24 protein-coding genes and 2 other annotated features (1 of these 26 only partly in view) are annotated in these 24,212 nt (G+C 34.2%); of the genes, 6 read left to right on the top strand and 18 right to left on the bottom strand.

Features of this window, described 5'->3' with window-relative positions:
* Positions 1–156 (bottom strand) — a binding site (T-box leader) (it extends 76 nt beyond the left edge of the window).
* Between the two features lie 116 nt (positions 157–272).
* Positions 273–504: a binding site (T-box leader), on the bottom strand.
* A 236-nt stretch (positions 505–740) separates the two neighbouring features.
* A complete protein-coding gene (locus tag MKX37_RS09575; RefSeq protein WP_002012360.1) occupies positions 741–1,379 on the bottom strand; it encodes a pyridoxamine 5'-phosphate oxidase family protein in 639 nt (212 codons plus the stop codon).
* Positions 1,380–1,460: 81 nt separating this feature from the next.
* Between MKX37_RS09575 and MKX37_RS09570 the strand changes: the two genes are divergently transcribed.
* Complete coding sequence (locus tag MKX37_RS09570; RefSeq protein ID WP_002126927.1) at positions 1,461–2,069, top strand: NUDIX hydrolase; 609 nt, start codon at positions 1,461–1,463, stop codon at positions 2,067–2,069.
* A 45-nt stretch (positions 2,070–2,114) separates the two neighbouring features.
* Here MKX37_RS09570 and MKX37_RS09565 read toward each other — a convergent pair whose 3' ends face one another.
* The 8 genes from MKX37_RS09565 to MKX37_RS09530 form a co-directional block, all read right to left on the bottom strand.
* Entirely contained in the window at positions 2,115–2,453 is a 339-nt protein-coding gene (locus tag MKX37_RS09565) for an SdpI family protein (protein ID WP_002012358.1), read from the bottom strand.
* Positions 2,454–2,523: 70 nt separating this feature from the next.
* A complete protein-coding gene (locus tag MKX37_RS09560) occupies positions 2,524–3,354 on the bottom strand; it encodes a peptidoglycan-N-acetylglucosamine deacetylase (RefSeq protein ID WP_002031366.1) in 831 nt (276 codons plus the stop codon).
* A gap of 160 nt (positions 3,355–3,514) precedes the next feature.
* Complete coding sequence (locus tag MKX37_RS09555) at positions 3,515–4,393, bottom strand: aminoglycoside 6-adenylyltransferase (protein ID WP_033730314.1); 879 nt, start codon at positions 4,391–4,393, stop codon at positions 3,515–3,517.
* Positions 4,394–4,526: 133 nt separating this feature from the next.
* Positions 4,527–5,198: an O-methyltransferase gene (locus tag MKX37_RS09550; RefSeq protein WP_002126922.1), complete on the bottom strand. Its 672-nt coding sequence runs from the start codon at positions 5,196–5,198 to the stop codon at positions 4,527–4,529.
* 149 nt (positions 5,199–5,347) lie between these two features.
* The gene (locus MKX37_RS09545; protein ID WP_000818985.1) at positions 5,348–6,067 is read right to left on the bottom strand and encodes a 3-ketoacyl-ACP reductase; all 720 of its coding nucleotides are present in this window, start codon (positions 6,065–6,067) and stop codon (positions 5,348–5,350) included.
* Positions 6,068–6,235: 168 nt separating this feature from the next.
* A complete protein-coding gene (hitS, locus tag MKX37_RS09540; RefSeq protein WP_002086159.1) occupies positions 6,236–7,309 on the bottom strand; it encodes an envelope stress sensor histidine kinase HitS in 1,074 nt (357 codons plus the stop codon).
* On the bottom strand, positions 7,306–7,983 hold the full coding sequence (gene hitR / locus MKX37_RS09535; protein WP_002126920.1) for an envelope stress response regulator transcription factor HitR: 678 nt from the start codon (positions 7,981–7,983) through the stop codon (positions 7,306–7,308). Before hitR ends, hitS begins: the two co-directional genes overlap by 4 nt.
* A gap of 86 nt (positions 7,984–8,069) precedes the next feature.
* Positions 8,070–9,830, bottom strand: a complete 1,761-nt coding sequence (locus tag MKX37_RS09530) for an ABC transporter ATP-binding protein (RefSeq protein WP_002031356.1) — start codon at positions 9,828–9,830, stop codon at positions 8,070–8,072.
* A 275-nt stretch (positions 9,831–10,105) separates the two neighbouring features.
* Between MKX37_RS09530 and MKX37_RS09525 the strand changes: the two genes are divergently transcribed.
* The gene (locus MKX37_RS09525; RefSeq protein WP_002086164.1) at positions 10,106–10,870 is read left to right on the top strand and encodes an alpha/beta fold hydrolase; all 765 of its coding nucleotides are present in this window, start codon (positions 10,106–10,108) and stop codon (positions 10,868–10,870) included.
* A 167-nt stretch (positions 10,871–11,037) separates the two neighbouring features.
* On the opposite strand, the gene entFM is transcribed toward MKX37_RS09525, so the two are convergent.
* Entirely contained in the window at positions 11,038–12,348 is a 1,311-nt protein-coding gene (entFM, locus tag MKX37_RS09520; protein ID WP_003188709.1) for an enterotoxin EntFM, read from the bottom strand.
* 717 nt (positions 12,349–13,065) lie between these two features.
* Here entFM and MKX37_RS09515 point away from each other — a divergent pair.
* Positions 13,066–13,236, top strand: a complete 171-nt coding sequence (locus MKX37_RS09515) for a hypothetical protein (protein WP_016126784.1) — start codon at positions 13,066–13,068, stop codon at positions 13,234–13,236.
* Between the two features lie 43 nt (positions 13,237–13,279).
* Here MKX37_RS09515 and MKX37_RS09510 read toward each other — a convergent pair whose 3' ends face one another.
* Positions 13,280–13,879, bottom strand: coding sequence for a nitroreductase family protein (locus MKX37_RS09510; RefSeq protein WP_002086169.1), 600 nt, complete (start codon positions 13,877–13,879; stop codon positions 13,280–13,282).
* Positions 13,880–14,127: 248 nt separating this feature from the next.
* On the bottom strand, positions 14,128–15,081 hold the full coding sequence (locus tag MKX37_RS09505; protein WP_002086170.1) for a D-alanyl-D-alanine carboxypeptidase family protein: 954 nt from the start codon (positions 15,079–15,081) through the stop codon (positions 14,128–14,130).
* 219 nt (positions 15,082–15,300) lie between these two features.
* Between MKX37_RS09505 and MKX37_RS09500 the strand changes: the two genes are divergently transcribed.
* The 3 genes from MKX37_RS09500 to MKX37_RS09490 all read left to right on the top strand — a co-directional run bounded on the left by MKX37_RS09500 (position 15,301) and on the right by MKX37_RS09490 (position 17,177).
* Entirely contained in the window at positions 15,301–16,302 is a 1,002-nt protein-coding gene (locus MKX37_RS09500; RefSeq protein ID WP_078206892.1) for a S66 family peptidase, read from the top strand.
* 202 nt (positions 16,303–16,504) lie between these two features.
* Positions 16,505–16,846: an EamA family transporter gene (locus MKX37_RS09495; protein ID WP_002086172.1), complete on the top strand. Its 342-nt coding sequence runs from the start codon at positions 16,505–16,507 to the stop codon at positions 16,844–16,846.
* Positions 16,839–17,177: an EamA family transporter gene (locus MKX37_RS09490; protein WP_002135751.1), complete on the top strand. Its 339-nt coding sequence runs from the start codon at positions 16,839–16,841 to the stop codon at positions 17,175–17,177. Before MKX37_RS09495 ends, MKX37_RS09490 begins: the two co-directional genes overlap by 8 nt.
* Before the next feature lie 35 nt (positions 17,178–17,212).
* Here the strand turns inward: MKX37_RS09490 and MKX37_RS09485 are convergent, their stop codons facing one another.
* The 6 genes from MKX37_RS09485 to cydA all read right to left on the bottom strand — a co-directional run bounded on the left by MKX37_RS09485 (position 17,213) and on the right by cydA (position 24,172).
* On the bottom strand, positions 17,213–17,662 hold the full coding sequence (locus MKX37_RS09485; RefSeq protein ID WP_002012340.1) for a DUF6376 family protein: 450 nt from the start codon (positions 17,660–17,662) through the stop codon (positions 17,213–17,215).
* Between the two features lie 244 nt (positions 17,663–17,906).
* Positions 17,907–18,128 carry a hypothetical protein gene (locus MKX37_RS09480; protein WP_002031341.1) on the bottom strand — a complete coding sequence of 74 codons (222 nt, stop codon included), beginning with the start codon at positions 18,126–18,128 and terminating at the stop codon, positions 17,907–17,909.
* Positions 18,129–18,323: 195 nt separating this feature from the next.
* Positions 18,324–20,048 carry a thiol reductant ABC exporter subunit CydC gene (cydC, locus tag MKX37_RS09475; protein WP_002126913.1) on the bottom strand — a complete coding sequence of 575 codons (1,725 nt, stop codon included), beginning with the start codon at positions 20,046–20,048 and terminating at the stop codon, positions 18,324–18,326.
* Positions 20,045–21,766, bottom strand: coding sequence for a thiol reductant ABC exporter subunit CydD (gene cydD, locus MKX37_RS09470; protein WP_078421888.1), 1,722 nt, complete (start codon positions 21,764–21,766; stop codon positions 20,045–20,047). Before cydD ends, cydC begins: the two co-directional genes overlap by 4 nt.
* Positions 21,766–22,782, bottom strand: coding sequence for a cytochrome d ubiquinol oxidase subunit II (cydB, locus tag MKX37_RS09465; protein ID WP_002126907.1), 1,017 nt, complete (start codon positions 22,780–22,782; stop codon positions 21,766–21,768). Before cydB ends, cydD begins: the two co-directional genes overlap by 1 nt.
* Positions 22,769–24,172, bottom strand: a complete 1,404-nt coding sequence (gene cydA, locus MKX37_RS09460) for a cytochrome ubiquinol oxidase subunit I (RefSeq protein WP_002126904.1) — start codon at positions 24,170–24,172, stop codon at positions 22,769–22,771. The genes cydB and cydA overlap by 14 nt, the downstream gene beginning before the upstream one ends.
* Between the last annotated feature and the right edge of the window lie 40 nt (positions 24,173–24,212).

Here is a 24,212-nt window from a genome sequence, read left to right as displayed (position 1 = left end):
AGATAACGGCTGATACCGTCAATAATTACTAGATTGCTCGTTCACTATTGAAGTTCAAAGGTGGTAAGATCATTTCTCGTGTTAGGAAGCTCACAGCCTTGGCCTCCCTCTCTGTAAACCGTAAAAATGTTCTCATGTCCTTATCGTTACTTTTTCGCTCATGTTTATTTGTTAACTCATTATACTCGCATAAAAAACAAAATCAATACTATTTTTTAATTATTTTAAATTTTCAATCTTAAAAACTATAAAAAAAACACACTCATCCCTAGGAAAGGGACGAATGTGTTTTCGTGGTTCCACCCTTGTTCCAACCTAGACTTACTTTCTTCTAGATTGCTCAAGTTCAGATAACGGCTGATACCGTCAATAATTACTAGATTACTCGTTCACTATTGAAGTTCAAAGGTGGTAAGATCATTTTTCGTGTTAGGAAGCTCACAGCCTTGTCTTCCCTCTCTGTAAACCGTAAAAATCATCTCATGTCCTTATCGTTACTTTTTCGTTCATGTCTATTTGTTAACTTATTATAGTTATCAACTTTTCAAAAAGCAAGCCTATTTTTCTTCACAATTTTTAAGAATATGAATAATTATATTTTAAAATAACAAATCATCTAATACAGATTTATTCTCTTGCACATATATTCATCACATACAAATTAGCAATATTCATAGTTAAAGTCTCACTCTAAAACGTTTAGAGTTTCATACTTCAACACTATATTTAAAAAATAATTTTTAATACAATCTTTCCCTATAACTTTCTTCTAAAGAACGTGCAACTTCCTCTTCTGAAGCATTCACTTTCGCATGCTCCATTAACATTTTCGGTGCTGAAGGTAGCTCTGTTTTATTTAACCATGACTCTGGATCCCACATTTTTGAACGAATAAAAGCTTTTGCACAATGAATATAGCATTCTTCTATTTCAACAACAATTCCAAGTAACGGATTGCGTCCATTCGCCTGCATTTCTTTCAAAATTTCTTCATCGTTCGTAATATATGCTTTACCGTTTATTCGGAGTGTTTCCCCAAGACCCGGAATAAAAAAGATTAACCCTACGTGCGAATTTGAAATTATATTTAAAATAGAGTCTATACGACGATTACCCGGTCTTTCTGGGATGATAATTTTATTTTCATTTAATACATATACAAATCCAGGTGCGTCTCCCCTCGGCGAAGCATCACACTCTCCGAATTTATTTGCAGTAGATAATACTAGAAAAGGCGATTTAGACAGGAAATCTACACAATGGTGATCAAGTGATGAAATAACTTTTTTCAAAGCCCGTTCACTTGGTTGCCCCAATATTTGTCGTAATTCTTCCTCAGTTGAAATTATTGATTTTATTTCCTTATTCTCTATCTTCACTAATAATCACTCCTTTTTCTTTATTTTCCCAAAATTCAATACAAATATTGTATAATAAAATTTGCAGAAAGGGGAATCAAAATGACAGAGTGGTTAACAATATTTGATCCTGAAAGAAATACACTTGGAAAGAAATTACGTGATGACGTGCATCGTGACGGTGATTGGCACGAAACATTTCATTGCTGGTTTGTAGAAAAAGATGCTGAGGATATGTTCTTATATTTCCAATTACGCTCTAAAAATAAAAAAGAAGCTCCGAATATATGGGATATTACATCAGCTGGACACATTATGCATGATGAAGATGTACAAATTGGCGGTCTTCGTGAAATTGAAGAAGAATTAGGACTTTTCTTTCAAACTACTGATCTAACATACAAAGGAATCTATAAAATAGATTATGAAATTTCAAATCTTACTGATCGTGAATTTTGTCATATGTATTTTCACAATGTAATAAAGCCACTTCCATTTGCACCAGGTGAAGAAGTAGACGATGTGATGAAAGTACATGCAACTTCTTTTCTACAACTATTAAGAAGAGAGATTTCATCTTTAACGACTAATTCTGTTTTAAACAGTAATCCGATAACGATAACATTTGAAGATATTTATCCTTATGCTCTTGAATACTATGAATTTGTTATAGTGCAAGGACAAGAATTGCTAAACAAAAATAGTTTATAAAAAAAATAGGACTCCCAGCTTACTTTATTCGGGAGTCTTATTTTTTTATTGCTCAAGTATCTTTAATTTTTTCTCTACTCGTATAAATAATCGTATAATTAACAACAGCATAACAATCATAATCGCTATCATTGTATGTGGATATCTAAACAGTATACTAATAACACTTCCAATTAACATCATAATGAATCCATTTTGTTTCATCACTTCTGCACTATACTTGTTACCTGCATCCCATAATTCCTTATTTTTCATAGACCGTTTCGTACGGTAACCATATGCTGCGTTAATATCCGTCGGTGGATTTTTTTGAAGAATAAGTGCCGCAAGTATAAATATAATACCAATCAATATGCTCATTCCTATGTTTACTAGTGCATCCATCAATTATATCCCCCCTAACTTACACCTTCATTATACTATACAACTCTCAAAATCCCAATTATTAACATTTTTATTTTCTCTCTTTAGATGTCTGGAACATACTTGGAAGTGTTACAAAACGTGCCCCTTTCGTTTTTAACTGCGGAATGATTTTGTCTAGTGCATCGACAGATCCTTGCAAATGTCCACCTGGAGTCGAATGTTGAAGTATGACACTTCCTGGAAATGAATTCCCTAGCACATTATTTGTAATCGTATCAGCACTTACCCCTTTCCAATCAACTGTATCAACACTCCACTGTACAATCATAAAATTTTGCTCTGTCGCCCACTTCAATTGATTTTCAAGTATTTCACCGTATGGTGGACGTATAAACTTCGGTGCATAACCAGCTAAATGATTTAATATTTCTTCCGTTTTTATAATTTGATTACGGTATTCAGCCTCATTTACTTTCGCTAAATTCGGATGATTATACGTATGGTTACCAATTACATGCCCTTCATTCGCGATACGCTTTACTACATTCGGAAACTTTTCTGCATTTTCACCAAGTAAGAAAAAAGTAGCTTTTACATTATATTGTTTTAACTTATCTAAAATTTTTGGCGTAAATACTAAATCTGGTCCATCATCAAATGTAAGAGCTACTTCCGCTTTATTGTATGGTCCTGAAAATGCATACGCATATTTTTCAACCCATGAAAAAGGTGTCCATGACCCCCGATTCTCTTCCTTCACTTTGACTTGATCATTTTGCGGAACATTTAATACATACGGCACTGCGTCTATATAGTTTCCATAATAAAATGAATGATATGGCATATAAGCATACGAAACATTTCGTTCTAGTCCCCAATGAAATGGAACGAACATTTCTGGTGCGTAAAAATAATACATGATAAAAACCTCCCTAAAATTTCATATGTGATTCATCTGTACTTTGTTAGAGAAATTCTTATTCATGAACAAAAATAAGACTGTCCGTAATTAGGACAGTCTTACTGCTTTATACAATTAATAAAGTGAAACTTTAATCAGTGGGGGTTTTACTGCCCGTTTATGCGGGATAAATCGATGTACTATCTTTCGGCAAAACTTTCACATGTTTTAAATAGCTTGTCACTTTGTCATCATCATCTTGCGGGTATTGATATCCATATGTGTTAGCAATTTCGTTCGCAACTTCCCTAAATAAATCACCCATTACAAAGAATGACTCCCATATATTTTCATATTCTGCATTTGAAAATGTCTTTCTAAATTGCTCCCACGTATCTTTTTCAACATATTGCTCGAAATGCTTACCAAACTTTCCGGTATTCACTGTAAAATTTGTTTTCATACCAATATGCCATTCTAGCATTACGATTAACATATCACGCATTGGGCCTTCAAGCATTCCTTTCGCATAAGAAAGTTCCTCGCGCCACAATCCTTTTCCTACATTTGTACTGCACCACCAAAATTCATTACAGCAATCCAAAAACTCTTTTTCTGTAGGATTTTTTATAACGTAATCTTTATCACTTGCTGGCGGAAATTCTCCAATACATTTGTCTTTATCCAGTAGTGATTTACTTAAACTATCCTGTCCAATAAATTTATTTATTAAATCAACTGGAACTAGCATTAAATCAATTCGATTCCCATCCATGAACTGCATTAAATACGGAAATTTCCCGTCTTTATCAGCTGGAAGTAACGACATTTCTTCCGGCATTTGCACAATCATTATTTCTCCAAATCTATTAATCCAACTATGATTACACGTAAAAGATTGTATATCTTTTACAACATAAATAATATCATAGTCTTGAAAACAATCTTTTTTCACATTTGGATTCACACGTGACCCATTCATGATGACAGCTCGAATTCTTTCATCCTCTTTTGCTGTATTTATAATTAAGTCTAACATTTCTTTTTCAGTTCTCATCTTCTTATAGCCTCCAAGTTTTTAATATATAATATAAAGCTATGTAAATTGGAGGTCCACGAGCTAAATTCGTTGTACAAGATACACGTTATAATTTTTGAAACTTCTTTTTCATCCCTTTTTCCTCCTTAGATTACTCTGTTACGACTGCCATTACAAACCCATCGTACCCTTTACTTCCTACAGTTTGAAGCGCAGTAGCACTTACACGCGGCTCAGCAGCTATTAGCTCATAGAAATGGCGTATCCCTTGTACACGAGGATCGCTACTAGTATTATCAATAACTTCACCTTCACGTACTACGTTATCCCCAATAATTACAGTACCAGGGCGTGATAGTTTCAGTGCCCATTCAAAATAAGCAGGGTTATTTTGTTTATCCGCATCTATGAAAATAAAATCAAATGGTTCATACTTCTCATTTTCTATTTGTTTTAAAGAATCTAACGCTAATCCTAATCGTATTTCAATTTTATCATTCAAATTGGCACGCTCAATATTGCTCCGTGCAATTTCAGCATGCTTTTCACTTGCTTCTAATGTAACAATTCGCCCTCCAGATGGCAATGCTCTTGCAAGCCATATTGTACTATATCCGCCTAGAGTGCCAATCTCTAAAATGTTACGCGCTCCTTGAATTTGTACTAATAGTTGTAAAAACTTCCCTTGAGTTGGCGATACATCATGTGCCGGTAAATTAGCTGCAGCGTTTGCTTGAAGAACTTCTTCTAATGTAGAGTCTTTCGGTATTAATACATCACTCATATATTGATCAACAGCCGTCCATTTCTCAATCGTACTCATGGAAATACCATCCCCTTCAAGTTTTTAATACTTATCTACCATTCAAATTTAATTATACCGAAAATTCCGTTTCATACACAAAAAATAAAGAAGGGACACCCACTCCATTACAGAATAGATGTCCCTTCTTTGTATTTTATATTTATCCCTTACGGATTAGTAGACCAAAGTCCTGCTGATTTAATAAATGTACGTTTATTTAATTTCAGCTGCGCTACGATAAACTCTGCAATATCTTCCGCTTGCATTACTTTATCAGGATTTCCATCAGTTAATCCTAAGTCTACAGCCATGTCAGTTGCTACTGTACTTGGTGTTAAAGCTGTTACACGGATATTATGTTTACGAACTTCCATCGCTAACGATTCTGTTAAACCAAGAACACCAAATTTAGAAGCACTATATGCACTTGTTACAGGTGCACCTTTTTGTCCTGCTGTAGATGAAATATTAATAATATCACCAGATTGTTGTTCAATCATACTTGGTAAAGCTGCACGAGTTGCATAGTATACACCCATTAAGTTTACTTGAATGATTTTTTCCCAATCAGCAACGTCTAATTCTAAAAACTTACCGAATTTAGAAATACCAGCGTTATTAATTAAAATATCGATAGATCCTAAACCATTTTTTAATGTTTCAATTGCAGTCGTTACTTCTTCATATGAAGATACGTCAGCAGTCGCAATAACAGCTTTTACACCTTCTGCTTCCACTTCTTTCGCTACAGCTTTTAAGTTTTCTTCTGAACGAGCTAAAAGACCTACATTTACGCCTTCTTTCGCTAACGCAATCGCTACAGCACGACCAATCCCTCTACCTGCTCCTGTAATTAAAGCATTTTTTCCTTGTAATAATTCTGCCAAGTATAACACTCCTTAATCATCTCAGTTGTTTATTATATTAAAAGTGTATCTATGTTTATGCAAAAAGGCAATGATGCACTTTTATGTGCGTAGGTTACTTATAGGTAACTATAGTAATGGTAAATGCATTTTTAAAGAAAAATAGTGTTAGAAGGCCTCCTTCTAACACTATTTTTCTTCATGATTTGGAATACGCACAATAAATTCTGTACCATTTCCTTCTACACTCTCAACTTTTATTTTTCCTTGATGAAGGTCGAGTACTTTTTTTACAATTGCTAGACCTAATCCACTTCCTCCATAAGCACGGTTTCGTGAAGAATCCGCTTTATAAAAACGTTCAAAAATATGTTGTTTCTGTTCTTCGGATATACCAATTCCCGTATCATGAATACTTACTTCCAGGAATTCCTTATGTTCTTTTAAATGAATTGTAATCGTGCCACCATTTGGTGTGAATTTAATACTGTTATGAATTAAATTAATCCATACTTGGCTCATACTTTCTTTGTCTGCAGTAACACACACTTTATCCATATCAAGATCTAGCTCAAGTCCTTTTTCATCCCAAAGAGGCTCACTATTTAACACAATTTGTTTCAACTGTTGATCTAATCGATAAGTAGCTCTTTCTGGTGAATACTCCTCTGACTCTAAAAGTGTTAGCTTCAATAAATTTTGACTCAATTTAGATAATCGCGTTGTTTCAGTTTCAATAATAGTAAGATAATGTTTTCTTTTTTCAACTGGTAGATTATCATCTTGTAGCGCTCGAGCAAATCCCTTAATAGATGTTAATGGCGACTGTATTTCATGAGAAACATTCGATACAAATTCTTGTCTCATTTTCTCCATTGCATTAAGTTCATCCGTCATATCGTTAATACTTTTTACAAGCACACCAATTTCGCCATCATACTTTTCTTCATTCCGTATTTTTACAGAGAAGTCCCCTTTTGCAATTTTTTGTATCGGTTCAATGATCGTCCAAATCATCGCCTCTCGCTTCGGTCTCATTAAAATTCCGATTAATGTCCAAATAAGAACGATAAAAACAAAGCCGACCATATCACTAATTAGAAAAGTAATAAAAGGCGATACGTTTATTTCAAAAGCTTTCATTACACTAGACGATACAAAAAAGGCTATTGACCAAATTATAGTAAGAAAAGTAAAGAGCGCTACTATCGCCCCCATTACTTTTAACATCTTCATCTTACTCATTCTTTCTCTTTTTCTCATTTACTTACCTCTAAACGATACCCTAAGCCCCTTATCGTCCTTATACTAAACTTCGATAACTCTTCTTGAAACTTTTCACGCAACCGATTAATATGAACGTCTAGCGTGCGTTCATTCCCTTCAAAATCATATCCCCATACGTCTTCTATTAATTGCTCTCTTGAACAAGTTCTCCCCGCTTTAGATCCTAATGTAAAGAGCAACTCAAATTCTTTTAGCGGCAGCGTCACCGTTTGTTCGCCAACGTTAACTTCAAATGTTTTACGATTTAACAGTACATTCCCAACTTGAATAGATTGCGATACTGTAATTTGGTAACGTTTCAATAATGCCTTCACTCTCACAACTAATTCTAAAGGATCAAATGGTTTTACAAGATAATCATCTGTTCCGAGGTGAAATCCTTTTACTTTTTGAGATGTTTCACCTTTAGCAGTCAGCATAAGAATTGGGATATCATAGTATTTTCTTAATTCATAACATAAATCAAACCCATCCATATTTGGCATCATAATATCAATAATCGCCATTTCGACTCTCACTTCTTCTATTTTTCGAAGAGCATCTAATCCATCAACGGCCTCATATGTTTGAAAACCTTCTCGTTCCAAAAATACAGAAACAAGTTCTCTAATGTGCGGATCATCATCTACAATTAAAATTTTGGGTATCAAGGAATCATATCCTTTCTGCTTAACATACTTTTTAGCACTCTAAAATCAACAATCAGTGAAGTGCCCCTTCACTGATTGTTTTCATTCTATAATGCTCCTTCTTTAATTTTCAATTGTTGCATTGCAAATTCACGGTACATGTCATGTGTCCGTAATAACTCATCATGTGAGCCACTTCCTGTAAGATTCCCTTTTTCAATAAAGATAATTTTATCTGCATCTACAACAGTAGAAAGTCTATGCGCAATAACTAAAGTTGTTCTACCTTTCATTAAGTTATTTAACGCCTTCTGAACAACCGATTCCGATTTACTATCAAGACTTGACGTCGCTTCATCTAACATAAGGATTTGCGGGTTTCGTAGTAACGCTCGAGCAATCGCAATTCGTTGTCTTTGCCCTCCAGAAAGCTTCACACCACGCTCTCCAACTTCTGTTGCGTATCCACTTGGTAAATCATGAATAAACGCATCAACATACGCCATCGCTGCTACTTTTTCAATTTCTTCATCCGTCACTTCACCCTCAACACCGTAGCAAATATTATCGCGAATCGTTCCATCAATTAACGGACTATCTTGTGAAACGTAACCAATTTGACGTCGCCATGATTGTAATGAATATGCTGTAATTGGTTCTTTCCCTAATTTTATGAAACCACTAGTTGGCTCATAAAAACGTTCTAACAGCGAGAATAAAGTTGTTTTTCCGCTACCACTTGGTCCTACAATCGCCGTTACTTTTCCAGATTCAATCGTGAAGTCGATATTTTTCAAGATTTTCTCTTCTTCGTTATACTCAAAATGTACATTTTCAATAACGATCGGCTGCTTCGCATTTGTAACATTCATACCTGTTTCATGATCTTCTACTTCATATTCTAAAATCGTATTAATTCTTTCGGTTGCACCAATTGCTTTTTGGAACTGAGTAAAGAACATTGATAACTGACTCATTGGCATAATAATTTGAACCAAATACAAAATAAATGCTACAAGTTCACCTGTTGTTAATGCACCACTAGAAACTCGCATTCCACCATACCCTACGATAATAACAAGCAATGCCATTAAAACAAACGACATAACAGGTGAAATTAATGCTTGCACTTTTCCTTCTTTCAAACCAAATTGCAATAATTTTTGGATACCTGTATTACCTGTTTCATATTCTTTTTTTTCCGTATTTGAAGATTTTACTAAACGAATTTCTGATAGTACTTGTGTTAATACACTAGTAAAAGAAGCCGTTTCATCTTGAAGTGCTTTTGAAATCTTATACATTTTCCGTCCAAGTGGAACTAAAATTAGTACCGATAATGGAATAACCGTTAAAAGTAAAATTGTCATTTTCCAGTCTAAAACAAATAATACAATTAATGACCCAATAATTGAGATACCGCCTGTTAATAAGTTTGACAAATGCTCAGAAATTAATGTTTTAACAACACCTGTATCATTTGTCATACGACTAATTGTATCTCCCGTTCTGTTTTGATCATAATAAGACACTGGTAAAATAAGTACCTTTTTCCACAATCGTTCTCTAAGTCCAGCTACAATTTTTTGTCCAATATAATTCAGTAAATAAATTGACAATCCTGCAGCAATTGTTTGAATAATAAAGAATGCAATTAATCCAACAATTTGTCCCGTACTAATTGAAGAAAGTGAAAAATTATCAACTAAACCTTTTGTCAGCATTGGAATAAACAAACTCGCTCCAGTAGAAAGTAAGCTCATTATTAATGCAAAAATAAGAATGCCTTTCGGTGGATTTGTATCTTGAATGAGACGTAAAAACTGCCTCCAATTCCCTTTTTTCTTTTCTGTATTCCTAACTTCCATTGTCGTTCATCTCCTCGTTATAAACAAAACTATTCTTTCTAAAACTAGAATACGCTATAAATGTAAACTGAATGTAAACACACTTTTTTCTAATTTTACAAAATATACATATAAACTCATCTTTACAACAAGTATAAATATCTGATATTATTACCTGGTACTTATTATTATTCTATGTAAATTATAGACTACGCATAGAAAATATATAACTAATTTTATCAATTAGCTAATTTAAAACACTATATAAATCTCCAGCATTGAAAGGAGTATCCTTTTTGCAAACAAATAAACATTCCGAAAAGGAAACAATCATTTTTATTCATGGATTAGTTGGAAATCGCCGCGCCTTCAAAAAAGAGCATAAACGATTTTCTGCCTCCTACAACATTATAACTTATGATTTATTAGGTCACGGCGACGATAAAGGAGAAGCTATCGACTTTTCAATACAGCGCCTCGTAGATCAATTATTGAACTTGTATGAAAAAGAGGGAATTAAAAAGGCTCATATTTGTGCTCTAAGCTATGGCTGTTATATCTCTACGACATTTGCACAAATGCATCCAGAAAAAGTATTGAGTATTTGTCATATTGGTGGACATTATAATAACCCTTCCCGTTTATATAATGTTTTTCAGAAATTTTGGGAAAAACGTGGTGATGAATATTCATCTTGGCTTTCTCAGTATGCTAGTACTATTTTTCCAAGTGGAATACTAAGGGCAAATCCGTTCGCTGTTATTTCACGAAATATTTATTACCGTTTCGGATTACAATTACACTCGTCCATTATTGCTGAGTCATTACGACACCGCTTAGAATTCGACTTAAAATCTAAATTAAAAGCACTTCCCCATCCTATATTATGGGTGATGGGAGAACATGATCATCTCTATAAATCTTGTCTCTTTGATTTGAAGTCCATTCTTCCGAACGTTTTATATAAAGAAATTCCATTAGCAGGTCATGCAGCAAACTTATTCCGTCCAAACTATTTTCATGATTTATATGCTAAGTTTTTGCATGGAAAATTGACATAAAGTGAAACTTTAATCAGCGGGGATTTGTCCATCCCCCGCTGATTATTATCCCGCAAATAGCAGGATAAATACTACTATACTGTTAGTTTATCCAACTATGAAAAAGGCTTCCCAAGTTTCCCTGGAAAGCCTTTTCTCTATACGAAAAGTATATAAAATACTTTTTCTTAGTATGCTTTTGTGTAACCTAATAGGTGCTTACTCCAGTAAGAGTTGCTTACAGAGCTAATGCGTACACCAGTTGCGTCAGTTTCTGCACTGATGAACTGTCCATTACCTAAGTAAACGCCCATGTGAGAAGGACCTGATTTATAAGTATTTTGGAAGTATACTAAATCACCTGGTTGTGGATTGCTAGTTTTTGTTTTAGAGCTCCAGTATCCAGCAACTGTTTGACGAGCGCCTTTATGACCAGTTTGATTTAATACGTAGTGAATGAATCCACTGCAGTCAAAACCAGCAGGTGTTGTACCAGCAGTTCTGTATGGTGAACCATTTAAAGATCTAGCGAATCCAGCGATTGAAGATGTATCTCCACCTGTTGGTGCTGTTGGTTTTTGTACTTGGTTCGTACCTTGGTTCGTACCTTGGTTCGTACCTTGGTTACCACCAGTAACTACATTGTTCACTCCGCCTTTTACAAACTTAACAAAGTCTGCACTTACGTAACCAGTGCGGCCATTATGGTTAATTTTATACCAACCATTTTCAGCGCCAGTAACGTTTAATACTGTACCGTTTGTTACCCCACCAATTACAGGGTTATATGTAGCTGGACCTGTACGTACTTTTAAAGCACCTGTGTTAACAACATATGATCCACCAGTTTGAACTGTAGTAGTATTGTTGTTGTTGTTTGTAGTTGGTTGCTGAGTTTCGTTAGATACAGCTGAACCACCTTTTGTTACGTAGTCTTTGCTTACGTATCCAGTTCCACCATTGAAGTTAATTTTAAACCAATCTTGAACTTCACCTACAACTTGAACTGTTTTTCCTTTATTTACAGAACCTAAAACAGTATGAGATGCACTTGGGCCTGTACGTACGTTTAATGAAGAAACGTTTACTGTGTAAGTACCTGTTCCTTGCTGAACAGTAGTAGTAGTTCCTTTATTGCCGCCAGTTGTTACGAAGTCCCCACTTACATAACCTGTTTGACCATTTACACTAACTTTGAACCAACCGTTTTCTTGTCCAATTACTTGAAGTACTTGACCTGATTTCACTTTAGAAATAACGTTATGTCCTGTACCAGCACCTGAACGTACATTTAATACATCAGCTGTTACTGTGTATTTTAATTCAGAAGTTGTTTCTACCGTTTTTGTTTCAGTTACAGTCGTTTGAGTTTGAGTTTGAGTTTGTCCATTAATTTCTTTTAGCGCATCATTTGAAACTTGTGCATGAGCAGAATCCATTCCAGGAACTGCTACACCTACTACAGATGCTGCTGCTAAACCTGCGATTACTTTTTTCATAAGTTGTCTTTACTTCCTTTCCCTACTATCCTCTTGAGAAAACTATAAACTTAGTACTTTACAATATTATCAAAGTAAAATATTCATCCAGTTCCATTTTTTAGCAAGAGTTTTATTTTTCACACATCGTTTATTTTAAACGATTGAAGTGAATTTAGTGTGAACTTCATGTGAACTTTATCATTAAACAGTGTGTTTTTGCAATGCTTTTTTCAAATTTCTTATGTATTTCATTGAAAATTCGACATTCCATTCATTATCTTAATATATATTTTTCTTTTGCTATCCACTTTAAAAAACTCTATTAATCTAATACAATGCAAAGAATGTATTTTCTAGTAAAGTCCCTTCCATGAAGCATACTCTTATCATGACAAAAAATGCTTTTTTTATCAATAGTATAATATTTTTAGAAAACTATTTTTGATATTATCCATCGTTTTTAAAAGGTTTGACGATTTGTAAGATTTAACTCCAAAAATTCTGTTCTAATTTGACGAAAATGCACATTCCACTATCTATTTTTCACTATCCATGGAATTTTCAGGATATTTATATTATCATATATAAAGTAGGATTTTAATCCATACAAATTTTATTCACCCCACACTGAAACCAATCGAACTTTTACAGGTCGGTATTCTATACGTATCATTGAATTTTGATATGGAAGCCTTACTGCCCGCAAATAGTGAGATAAAAAAAGGAGATATATTTATGAAAAACATAATAGATGATCCTATAAATAAAAATATAGAACTGTACTATGCTTTTTTTCAATTCGTTTCAATTATAACATTACAAAAAGTATCAACTATTGAAACACGTAAAAACAAATTAAAAAATCAGATGAAAAATCCCTACAAAAAAAATCCTTACTACTTATAAAAGGTGAACAGATTATATCTCTGTTCACCTTTTATTTTTTATTTTATTTGTAAATTTTCACACGAGTTTCTAATGGCTGATATTCTTTATCTCCTGCCGAAACTACCGGTTTACCAAATGGCATTTGCGCAGTTAACTTCCAGTTTTCAGGTACATCCCATTCTTTCCTTACTTCTTCATCAATCAACGGATTATAATGCTGCAATGTAGCACCAAAACCTTCAATCTCTAATGCTGTCCAAATCGAAAATTGCAACATTCCAGAAGATTGCTGAGACCATGTAGGAAAATTATCTTTGTATAGTGCAAAGTTCTCTTGCAAACTTTCTACTACTTTACTATCTTCAAAATACAAAACTGTCCCATAGCCACTTTTAAATGCATTCATTTTCTCTTCCGTAGGTGCAAAATTATTTTCAGGTACAATTTTTCGTAACGTTTCTTTCGTAACATTCCATAATTTGTCGTGTTGTTCACCTAGTAATACAACAACTCTTGCACTTTGAGAATTAAAAGCCGAAGGTGTATGTTTCACAGCATGATAAATCACTTCTTGAATTCTTTCATCAGAAACTACTTGCTCTTTACTAATCGCGTAAATAGATCTTCTGTCTTCAATTGCTGAGTAAAAATCTTTTGCCATTACAATTCCCTCCAATTTTCATTTGAGGCAGTATCATATGTACGAAGCATATAATGCCTCTCGAACTTATTATTAATAAGTTCTTAACTTAATAATATCAACAAACAAAAACAAACTCAAATGATATCACTTGAGTTTTCACTTCCTATACGTCAAAAAATAAAAAAACAGTTTATTGTCACCAAAATCAAGGTTCAATAAACTGTCTGTCTTATTTTTATAACAATCTAAATTACTTCTTTCTTCACCTAATTAAGCAATTGAAATGCATAGGACATTAATTTATTTGTTTCTGTAAAACGTTTTGTTTTACTTTTTGTCCCCATAACAACTGTAATAATGCGATTATCACCTTGTTTTGCAGTACCTGTAAAACAATACCCTGCGCTATCTGTAAATCCTGTTTTTAATCCGTCTATTCCTTCTATATATAAAGCTTTATTATTTTTGTTTAACATCTCATTTGTGCTTGTAACATTAACATTATTAAATGCTAACTGACTTTGACGTAAGTGAGTCACTTCTAATATCTCTGGATAGTCTTTTATAAGATGATACGCTAATTTTGCTACGTCAGCTGCTGTCATTTTCGTTTCACTTCCGTCGGGCTCCTGTAATCCGGAAGCATTCGCGAATTTAGCTTTATCTGACATTTCTAACTGCTTTGCTTTTTCATTCATAAGTTGAACAAAGTTTTTTTCTGTCTTAGCTACATGTTCCGCTAAAGCGACAGCCGAATTATTAGCCGATTCAATCATTAACGCATGATATAAGTCCTTAACAGTTAATGTATCATTTGCTTGCATCGGGATTTTTGCACCCTCTGTTTGTGCCGACTTTGCACTTATTTTCACTGGATCTTCCCAGTGGACTTTCCCATTATGTATACTCTCTAAAACGAGATATGCTGTCATCATTTTTGACATACTAGCAGGGGCAACAGCTTCATTTTCATTATTTTGATAAATAACTTCTCCATTACTCGCATCGATAATAATAGCTGCTTTTGCATCAATTTCTGGTGGTATATATTTTGGTGGAACTACTTTTTCAGATAGCCCTGTTTTAGGTAGCTCTGCCACTTGTAAAGGCTGAGTATCTACATTGGTTTCACTCTTTTGAACTCCTTGGAAAAAGAACCAACATATACCCAGAATTACTACTAATAGGATTGTTAATCTTCCCCATTTTAACCGCTTCATTCTAAAACTCCTTTAACAAACCTTTTATACACTCATGTTTAACCATAACAACAATTACTTTATATCGTCAAGGTAAAAAGCATATTTATTCATCTATAACAATTATAATTTCAACCTCGTTCTCTTTTTCATATGTGTTACACTAAAAACAACGAAATATAAGAATATTCAATTACATTTAAACACAAAAACACTATATAATAGAAAGGATTTATACAAATGATACTTCCAAAAGCATTAAAATATGGCGATACCATTGGCATCTACTCTCCCTCTTCACCAGTAACCTATACTTCTTCAAAGAGATTTGAGCGCGCAAAATTATACTTAGAACAGAAAGGATTTCATATATTAGAAGGTTCACTAACAGGTCAATATGATTATTATCGTTCCGGGAGCATTAAAGAGCGTGCTGAGGAATTAAATGACTTGATTAGAAACCCTAACGTCTCTTGTATCATGTCGACAATTGGGGGACTGAATTCAAATTCATTATTACCTTATATTGATTATGAGACTTTTCAAAAGAATCCTAAAATAATGATTGGCTATTCAGACACAACAGCATTATTACTAGGAATTTATGCAAAAACAGGAATTCCTACATTTTATGGTCCAGCACTTGTTCCTTCTTTTGGTGAATTTGAGCCTTTCGTAGATTGCACGTACAAATATTTTGCGGATACTTTATTAACTGATCAACACCTTCCTTACAACATAAACCAGCCGTTATTTTGGTCAGATGAATTTATTAATTGGGAAGAAAAAACGAAAGAAAAAGATCTTCGACCGAACAATTGGATTTCAGTAATTGGTGGGAAAGCTACTGGACGTATTATTGGTGGGAATTTAAATACTATACAAGGTATTTGGGGTAGCCCCTATATGCCACTTATTCAAGATGGTGACATTCTCTTTATTGAAGATAGCTCAAAAGATGCAGCTACTATCGAAAGAAGTTTTTCATTACTTAAAATTAACGGCGTTTTTGATAAAGTTTCAGGTATCATCCTTGGAAAACATGAGCAATTTGATGATTGTGGTACAAATAGAAAACCTTACGAAATATTATTAGAAGTATTACAAAATCAAAAACTTCCTTTTCTAGCCGATTTTGATTGTTGTCATACTCATCCAATGATTACTTTGCCAATAGGTATTCAAGTAGAGATGGATGCAACCAATAAAACGATACAAATTATAGAACAGTGGAAAATCTAACTCTACTAGCTCTATTATTTTCAGCTCTAAAGCTACGCATTGCCTTCTATTGTTTTACATTAGAAGACATGATACTATATATTTTGGAATGTGAAGAAATAAACAAAAATCATTTCAATATGCCTTTTATATATAATAAGAAGCTATTGATTATATACATCGAGTTTACATACGTGTATATAAAGTAAAAGAGAGTGAATATATGAAACCAACTATTAAAAACTATGTATTTTTACATGTAGCCTTCTTGATATATTCTATCATTATGGTTTACATGAAATGGGCATCTCAATTCCCTATTGCATCAATTTCATTTTTTATTGCTTACTTCGGACTTGTTGTACTTTTATTCGGATATGCAATTCTATGGCAACAAGTCATTAAGAACTTTGAAATTTCTAGAGCATATTCACACCGTGGGATTATCATACTATGGTCAATGCTTTGGTCAGTATTCCTGTTTGGAGATACGATACAGTGGAATCACATACTTGGCGCAGCTATTATTATCGTCGGAATTGTGGTGGTGACAAAAGATGAATAGTTATATGTTATTATTGATATTTGGGATAATTTTAGCCAATTACTCACAAATATTATTAAAAAAGGCTACTTTACAACAATACGATTCTAGAATAAAAGAATATGTGAATCCTTATGTTATCATCGGCTACTTTTTATTTGTAATTAATGCCGGATTAAATGTGATCGCCTTAAAGGGCATGGCATTAAAGCAAGCATCTGCATTAGAATCATTAAGTTATATCATCATTTTAATTTTCAGTTGGTACTTCCTAGGGGAGAAAATCACGAAACGAAAAATCATTGGCAACATTATTATTGTCATTGGTGTAATCATCTATTGTATTCAATAACAAAAAGATCCGTTTATGATAAACGGATCTTTTTGTTATTGCCCTAAATTTTGAACCTTATCTTTCAAATCACGAACTTGTTCTATCGTCTGCATAAGCTCAGAGTTTTTAAACTGCTCTACATTCATTTTCCCTTCCTCTATCTTTGTCATAGATGTATCAATTAATGTATTTAACTTTTCATTATACCCGACGATTTGCTGGTGAAGATCCTTCGCTACATCTGGTGGTGTTAATTCATTAAAAGCTGGTATATCTTGTTTAATTTCAGTAAGTTTCGTTTCTAGTTCTTTCCGGGCTTCCCCATCATTAACGGCCTTTTCTGCTAATGCTGGCGCTTCATTTGCAAATGCACTTATTTCATTTACATAGTCTGTCGCTTTTTGAGCGTAATCTATGGAGTTCTTCCCTTCCTCTACTAGCGAACATCCCATCAAACCAATTGAAACTACAATTGAAAGTAACATTGTTTTTGTAAACTTCATTTTTACCTCCTAAATAATTGCCATACTTTTATTCATTTTTAAACACTTTATTTTCTTCTTATACACTTTATCACATCATATCTTATTTTTTTAATCTTCCTCTTATAAATTCTAGAAAAATCATTATTATCCTGTTCAACATGTACCTTGAAACTATCTTCATTTAAATATAAAAACAGACATACTTATTTTAAGTACGTCTGTTTTCCAGATACTTATAACTCTCACTAATTAAAGTTTCTCTTTATCCTCTCACATGCCCTATTACTGTTATAATATCTATGTCTATATGTACACTAATAATATCTTCTATAATGTCCGTATATCCTTGACCTAAAGGTGTTCCGTAATGTAATAAAATTTCTTTTTTTTCATAAACTGACTTCGGTACTGTAAAAATAAATTTCCTCATATTCCGCTCATCAGCAGGCTCCAGTATTAAAACAATGCCATCCTCTTCAAACATATAATCACGCCTTCCAACAATCCTTTCACTATGGCTCAAGTATTGCCTTGAAAGGATAGGTTTTAAACACCCTTTCTAACAATATATAACCATTTCATGATCAAATAGCTTATACGGCTTATATGATTTCACCACAAATACAAAAAAACTCAAACCTTGAACTACCAAGAATTTGTGTTTTTTTGCATCTCATTCTTATATACCTTTATCAAGCTCATATAACCTACGATATTTCTCATTTTCTTTCAGTAGCTGTTCGTGACTACCTTGCATAGCGATTTGGCCACTATCAAGGAAAATAATTTCATCTACATGTTCAATTCCTACAAGATGATGTGTAATCCAAATAACAGTCTTTTCTTCTGTTGCAGAAAACATTGTTTCTATTAAGGCTAATTCCGTTTTAGGGTCTAAACCGATAGTTGGTTCATCAAGCACAATAATCGATGCTTCTTGCATAAGAGTTCTTGCAAATGCTACCCTTTGCCTTTCTCCGCCAGAAAACCTCTTTCCCATTTCATGCATTTTTGTTTGTAATCCATCAGGAAGAGAAGCAATGTGCGGTGCTAGCTGTGCTTTCTCTAAAGCTCTCCATATCTCTTCATCATTACCCTCTGGTTTACCGATCCGCACATTATTTCCAATTGTCGTATCGAATAAATGTGGTTTTTGGTTTAATACAGAAATATATTTTGACAAAAAACCCGTACGAGCTTGTTCACCATTCAATATAACTTGCCCACTCACCGGACGTAGCGCCCCAGTTAACAGTTTTAGTAAAGTAGATTTTCCTGTTCCACTTCTACCTAAAATAGCAATTTTCTTTCCTGCCTTTATTTGCAATGATACATCTTTTAATACAGGTTCATTACTATCCGGATAATTATACGACACATTACTCAGTTCAATATCTATATGTTTTTGTGCAACGTAATCTTTATCTCCAGGTAACTCATTTCCATCTTGCAAAATGCTATCACTTTCTACGCTTTTAAGCCTATGAGCAGATTCTACATAAGATGGAATTCGATCAATAGCATCTGATATAGGGATAAGCGCATTTGTCACAGATAATGTCATTAATACGAACGCTGCAATAACTGTAGGTGCAATCTGTTCACTTGCTGCTTGATTTCCAGTCCACATAATCATTGAAATAACTACAATGCCGACTATTAAATGAATGATACTGTCTCGAATATGGTACCAGCGTTTCACTCTCTTTTCTGTCTTTAACAGCTGGACATTTTGCTCTACATATGCATTAATAAATTCATCTTTTCTACCACTCGCCTGCCAATCAGATAACCCAAATACAGCATCTGTCAATTGTTGATACAAACGATTTCTTCCTCGCTTCAAAGCAACATGATGTCGTTTCATCAAAAGTAGTGATACGAATGGAAGAAGAAAAACAATAACAGCTAACATACAAGCTGCGATAAGTGCAAATACTAAGTCAAATGCACCGATAACAAGTACGAAAATGCTATATACAACTAACGCTAATATACTAGGGAATATTGTACGTAAATATAGATTCTGTAAATGTTCTATATCATCAGACAATACACCTAGTACATCACCAGTTTGAAATCTTGAGCGCAAAAATAACGCCTGTGGTTCTACAATTCTATATAGTTTTGTCCTCATTTTTTCTAAAATTCGTAGAACGACGTCATGCCCTACTAAACGCTCTAAATAATGAAAAACAGCTTGCCCTATACTAAACGCACGCGTTGCAACTATAGGAACATATACAACCATTACATTTTCTGGTCTGAGAGCAGATTTAGAAATTAAATAACCTGAAATGAAAAGTAACATCGCACCTGAACTAACTCCAAGAAGCCCGAGGAAAATAGTCAACGTCATTCTACCTTTATTTTGCTGTATATGAGGTTTAATCCAGTTACTCATCGCTCTCCCCTCTCTTCCCTATGAAAATGTAATGTCTCATTCTTTAAAAGCTCTTCATATGTTCCACTTTCTTTAATTTCCCCTTTATTTAAAATAAGAATATGATCCATTTGCTTCATCCAATGGAGACGATGCGTTGCAAGAAATACTAGCTTACCTTCAAACAGACGTAACATCGATTGCTTTATTTCAAATTCAGTTTCAATATCAAGATGTGCTGTAGGTTCATCTAATAAAATGATTGGCTTTTTACTTAAAAGTGCACGTGCCATAGCGACACGTTGTTCTTGTCCGCCACTAAGCATACGTCCACCTTCTCCAATTCTTTCGTACATCCCATGTGGTAATAATGCAACGAGCGAACGAAGACCAACTTCATTAATAACTCTCTCAACTTCTTCATCAGTTGTATTCGTTTCATAGAAACAAATATTATCTTTTAACGAAAGTGGAAAAATATAAGGCTGCTGCGGAATATAAGCAATATTTTTTTGCCAATCTTCTCGAGTAGATTCACCAATTTCCACACCATTTACTAACATTTTCCCACCCGAAGGAGGTAGAAATCCTGCTAACACATCGATTAACGTTGATTTCCCTGCCCCACTTTCACCAATAATGCCTATAGCACCGTTACCTTGCCAAGTAAAATCAATTCCCTCTAATATAGCCTTTTCAGATTCATCATTATTTACTTTTACATCTTGTAATTTCAAACTACTAGAAGAATTCCATACTATATCTACATTCGAATCTTTCTTTTCTATTTCTTTTTGTTTCTGTAAAATTTCTTCTATTTGCTCCATTGCAAGTTGTCCATCTAATGTAGCATGATAATTCGCTCCAACTTGCTTAATCGGCAGAAAATATTCCGGCGCTAAAATTAAAATCGTAAGAGCTGGTAACAGTATAATTGTCCCATCTATTAACCGTATCCCTAATCCAACTGCTACAAATGCAATTGATAAACTCGTAAAGAAATCTAATGCAAAAGAAGAAAGAAAAGCAACTCGCAAAGTACGCATCGTTGCTTTTCTATATCGTTTACTTACTTTTTCAATCTTTCCTTCGTGCTGTTTACTTCTCCCTAAATACTTTAATGTTTCTAACCCTTTTAACGTATCTACGAAATGATTAGAAAGTACACGATATGTTTCATATTGGCTATCCGCCATTTTCTGCGCTGCTAATCCTAGAAGGATCATAAATATAATCACAATTGGAATCGTTACAACTAAAATGATTCCAGACTTAATGTCCAGTGTAAAAACATATAGAACAATTAGTCCTGGTACGATAGTACTTCTAATCATTTTAGGAATTGTTAATTCAATATAAGTTTTAAATTTTTCAATACCTTCTATCGATAAAGTAACCAGATGGCCAGTCCCATTCGTTTGGACAAATCTCGGCCCTAATGTAAAATATGCTTCTATTAACTGTTTACGTAATGCCAATCCTGTTTTTTCAGCGAAACGCTCAACCAATATTTGCGATGCTCGCACCAACATTTGGCGTGCTGCAAACATGATTCCAAAATAAACAGTTTCATTTAGCACAGCTTGCACTGTTTCTCCTTGAAATAAAAATGTGATTGCTCGTGCTAAAAACACTGTCTGCGCAATGATACTACACGCCTCTAAAATGCTAATAAGACTTAAAGTTACATATAAAACTCGGCTACCAGGATACGACGGAAGTCCTCTTTTTCTTTTCATTAGTACTCCAAATCTTTGTCTGACTTAACAGGTTGTCTAAATACATAGAAACTCCATATTTGACTACCGATAACAAACGGTAAAATAGCAAGAGAGAAATAGCTCATCAGTTTTAATGCATAAGGTCCTGATGCTGCATTATAAATTGTCAAATCATTTACCGCTCCTAATGAGCTAATCATGACACGCGGGAACATACCGATGAACACACTTGCACTTAGCAAAATGATTGTTAAACTTGTCATAAAGAAGGCCCAACCATCTCTTCTTCTTTTATTTAATAAAGTAGAAACAAATAGTGCTACAAAAGCTCCAATCGGAACCATTAGCCACTCTGAACCATGTGCAGTGAAAATATCTGTTTTCCATAACCCTACAGCTGCAAAAACAAGAAGTGTTATTAATGCAAAAGGTGCAATCTTTGTTGCGGCAATACGTGCGCGTTCTCGTAATTTTCCTGTTGTACGTATAGTAAGAAATTGCAAACCATGAACAATACATAGAAGAAGAAACATAACTCCTCCAAGTAATGCAAATGGGTGAAGTAATTTCATAAATCCGCCTACCATATTTTTACTTTCATCAATTGGTACACCTGTCATAAAGTTTGCAATTGCAACTCCCCAAAGTATAGGAGGTAGCATGCTTCCAATAAACATGCCCCAATCCCAGAAACTTTTCCACTTATGGTTTTCTATTTTCGCACGGAATTTAAAGGAAACACCTCTTATAATTAATGCAAGAAGCATAAACACAAACGGAATATAGAACCCACTAAATAAAGTTGCATACCAATGCGGAAATGCCGCAAACATAGCGCCACCAGCACAAACAAGCCATACTTCATTAGCGTGCCAAAACGGTCCAATTGTATTTAAATATATACGCTTTTCCAAATCATTCTTTCCTAAAAACCTTGAAACGATTCCTACACCAAAATCGAAACCTTCAAGTACAAAGAAGCCAACGAATAAGGTTGAGATAATTAGAAACCACAACTCATTAAGAGATAACATACTCTTCCTCCTTATCAAATGGATCATGGCTTTGATAATCCTTTTTCGTTTTCTTATTCGCATGTCCTTTAATGATACGAACGAATAAGTAAACAGTAATGCCTCCAATAATTACATATAGTGATGTGAATGAAACAAGAGAGAATAATACTTCTCCAAATGAAACATTTGGAGATACTGCATCTTCTGTTTTCATAACACCGAAGACAACCCAAGGCTGACGTCCCATTTCAGTCATAATCCAACCTACTGTATTTCCGATAAACGGTAGTGCAATTGCATATACCATTAATTTTAAATACCAAGTTTTTTCAGCTAAACGATCTTTTCTTGATAAGAACCAGCCGTACACTCCTAGAAGAAGCATGAATGTTCCACTCATTACCATCGCTCTAAAACTCCAGAACATAGTATGTACTGGCGGAATATAATCTCCAGGTCCATATTTTTCTTCATATTGTTTTTGAATTTGATTCATTCCTTCTACTTGACCGCTAAATTTATCGTATGACAATAGACTTAGCATATAAGGGATTTGAATTTCAAACGAATTTTCTTTCTTCTCTGTATCAATTTTTGCAAATACTGTAAATGGCGCTGGATCCTCACTCGTATTCCATAATGCTTCAGCTGCTGCCATTTTCATCGGATGTGTCTTAATTAAATTTTGCGCTTGTGCATGACCGAAAAATAATACCAATGCTGTTGAAATTGTTCCAACAACGATAGAAACTCGGAAAGACTTCTTAAACACCTCAGTCTCTTGTTGTTTTGCGATTTTCCATGCACTAACACCAGCAATAAAGAATGCGCCTGTTGCAAGTGCCGCTGTAATTGTATGCGGGAATTGCACCCATAGTTGTGGATTTTGAATAATCGCCAAGAAATCATTCATCTGCGCACGTCCATCTGCAGCCATTTCATATCCTACCGGGGACTGCATAAATGCACTTGCAGTTAAAATCCAAAATGCTGATAACATTGTTCCTATTGAGAGGAGCCAAATACATAAAAGGTGAACTCGCTTCGGAAGTTTATCCTCACCGAATACCCATAAACCTAGGAATGTAGACTCAATGAAAAATGCTAATAAACCTTCAATTGCAAGTGATGGTCCGAAAACATCACCAACAAAACGTGAATACGTTGACCAGTTCATACCAAACTGAAATTCTTGTAAAATACCTGTTACTACACCTACTGCGAAGTTAACAAGGAATATTTGTGTCCAAAACTTTGTCATCTTCTTATAAATTTCTTGTCCCTTTACCACATACAACGTTTGCATTAACGCAATGATAAAAGCTAAACCTATAGACAGCGGAACGAAAAAGTAATGAAAAATCGTTGTTGATGCAAATTGTATTCGTGCCAATTCGAGCGTTTCCATGCTAAAGTCACTTCCTTCATATTTTTTTATATCGTAATAT

The organism is Bacillus sp. FSL R5-0709 (assembly GCF_038004785.1).
In the GTDB taxonomy this organism is placed as follows: Bacteria; Bacillota; Bacilli; order Bacillales; family Bacillaceae_G; genus Bacillus_A; species Bacillus_A mycoides.
Note: the sequence above shows the minus strand (reverse complement) of the source record. Positions and strands in the feature narration are given on the sequence as shown.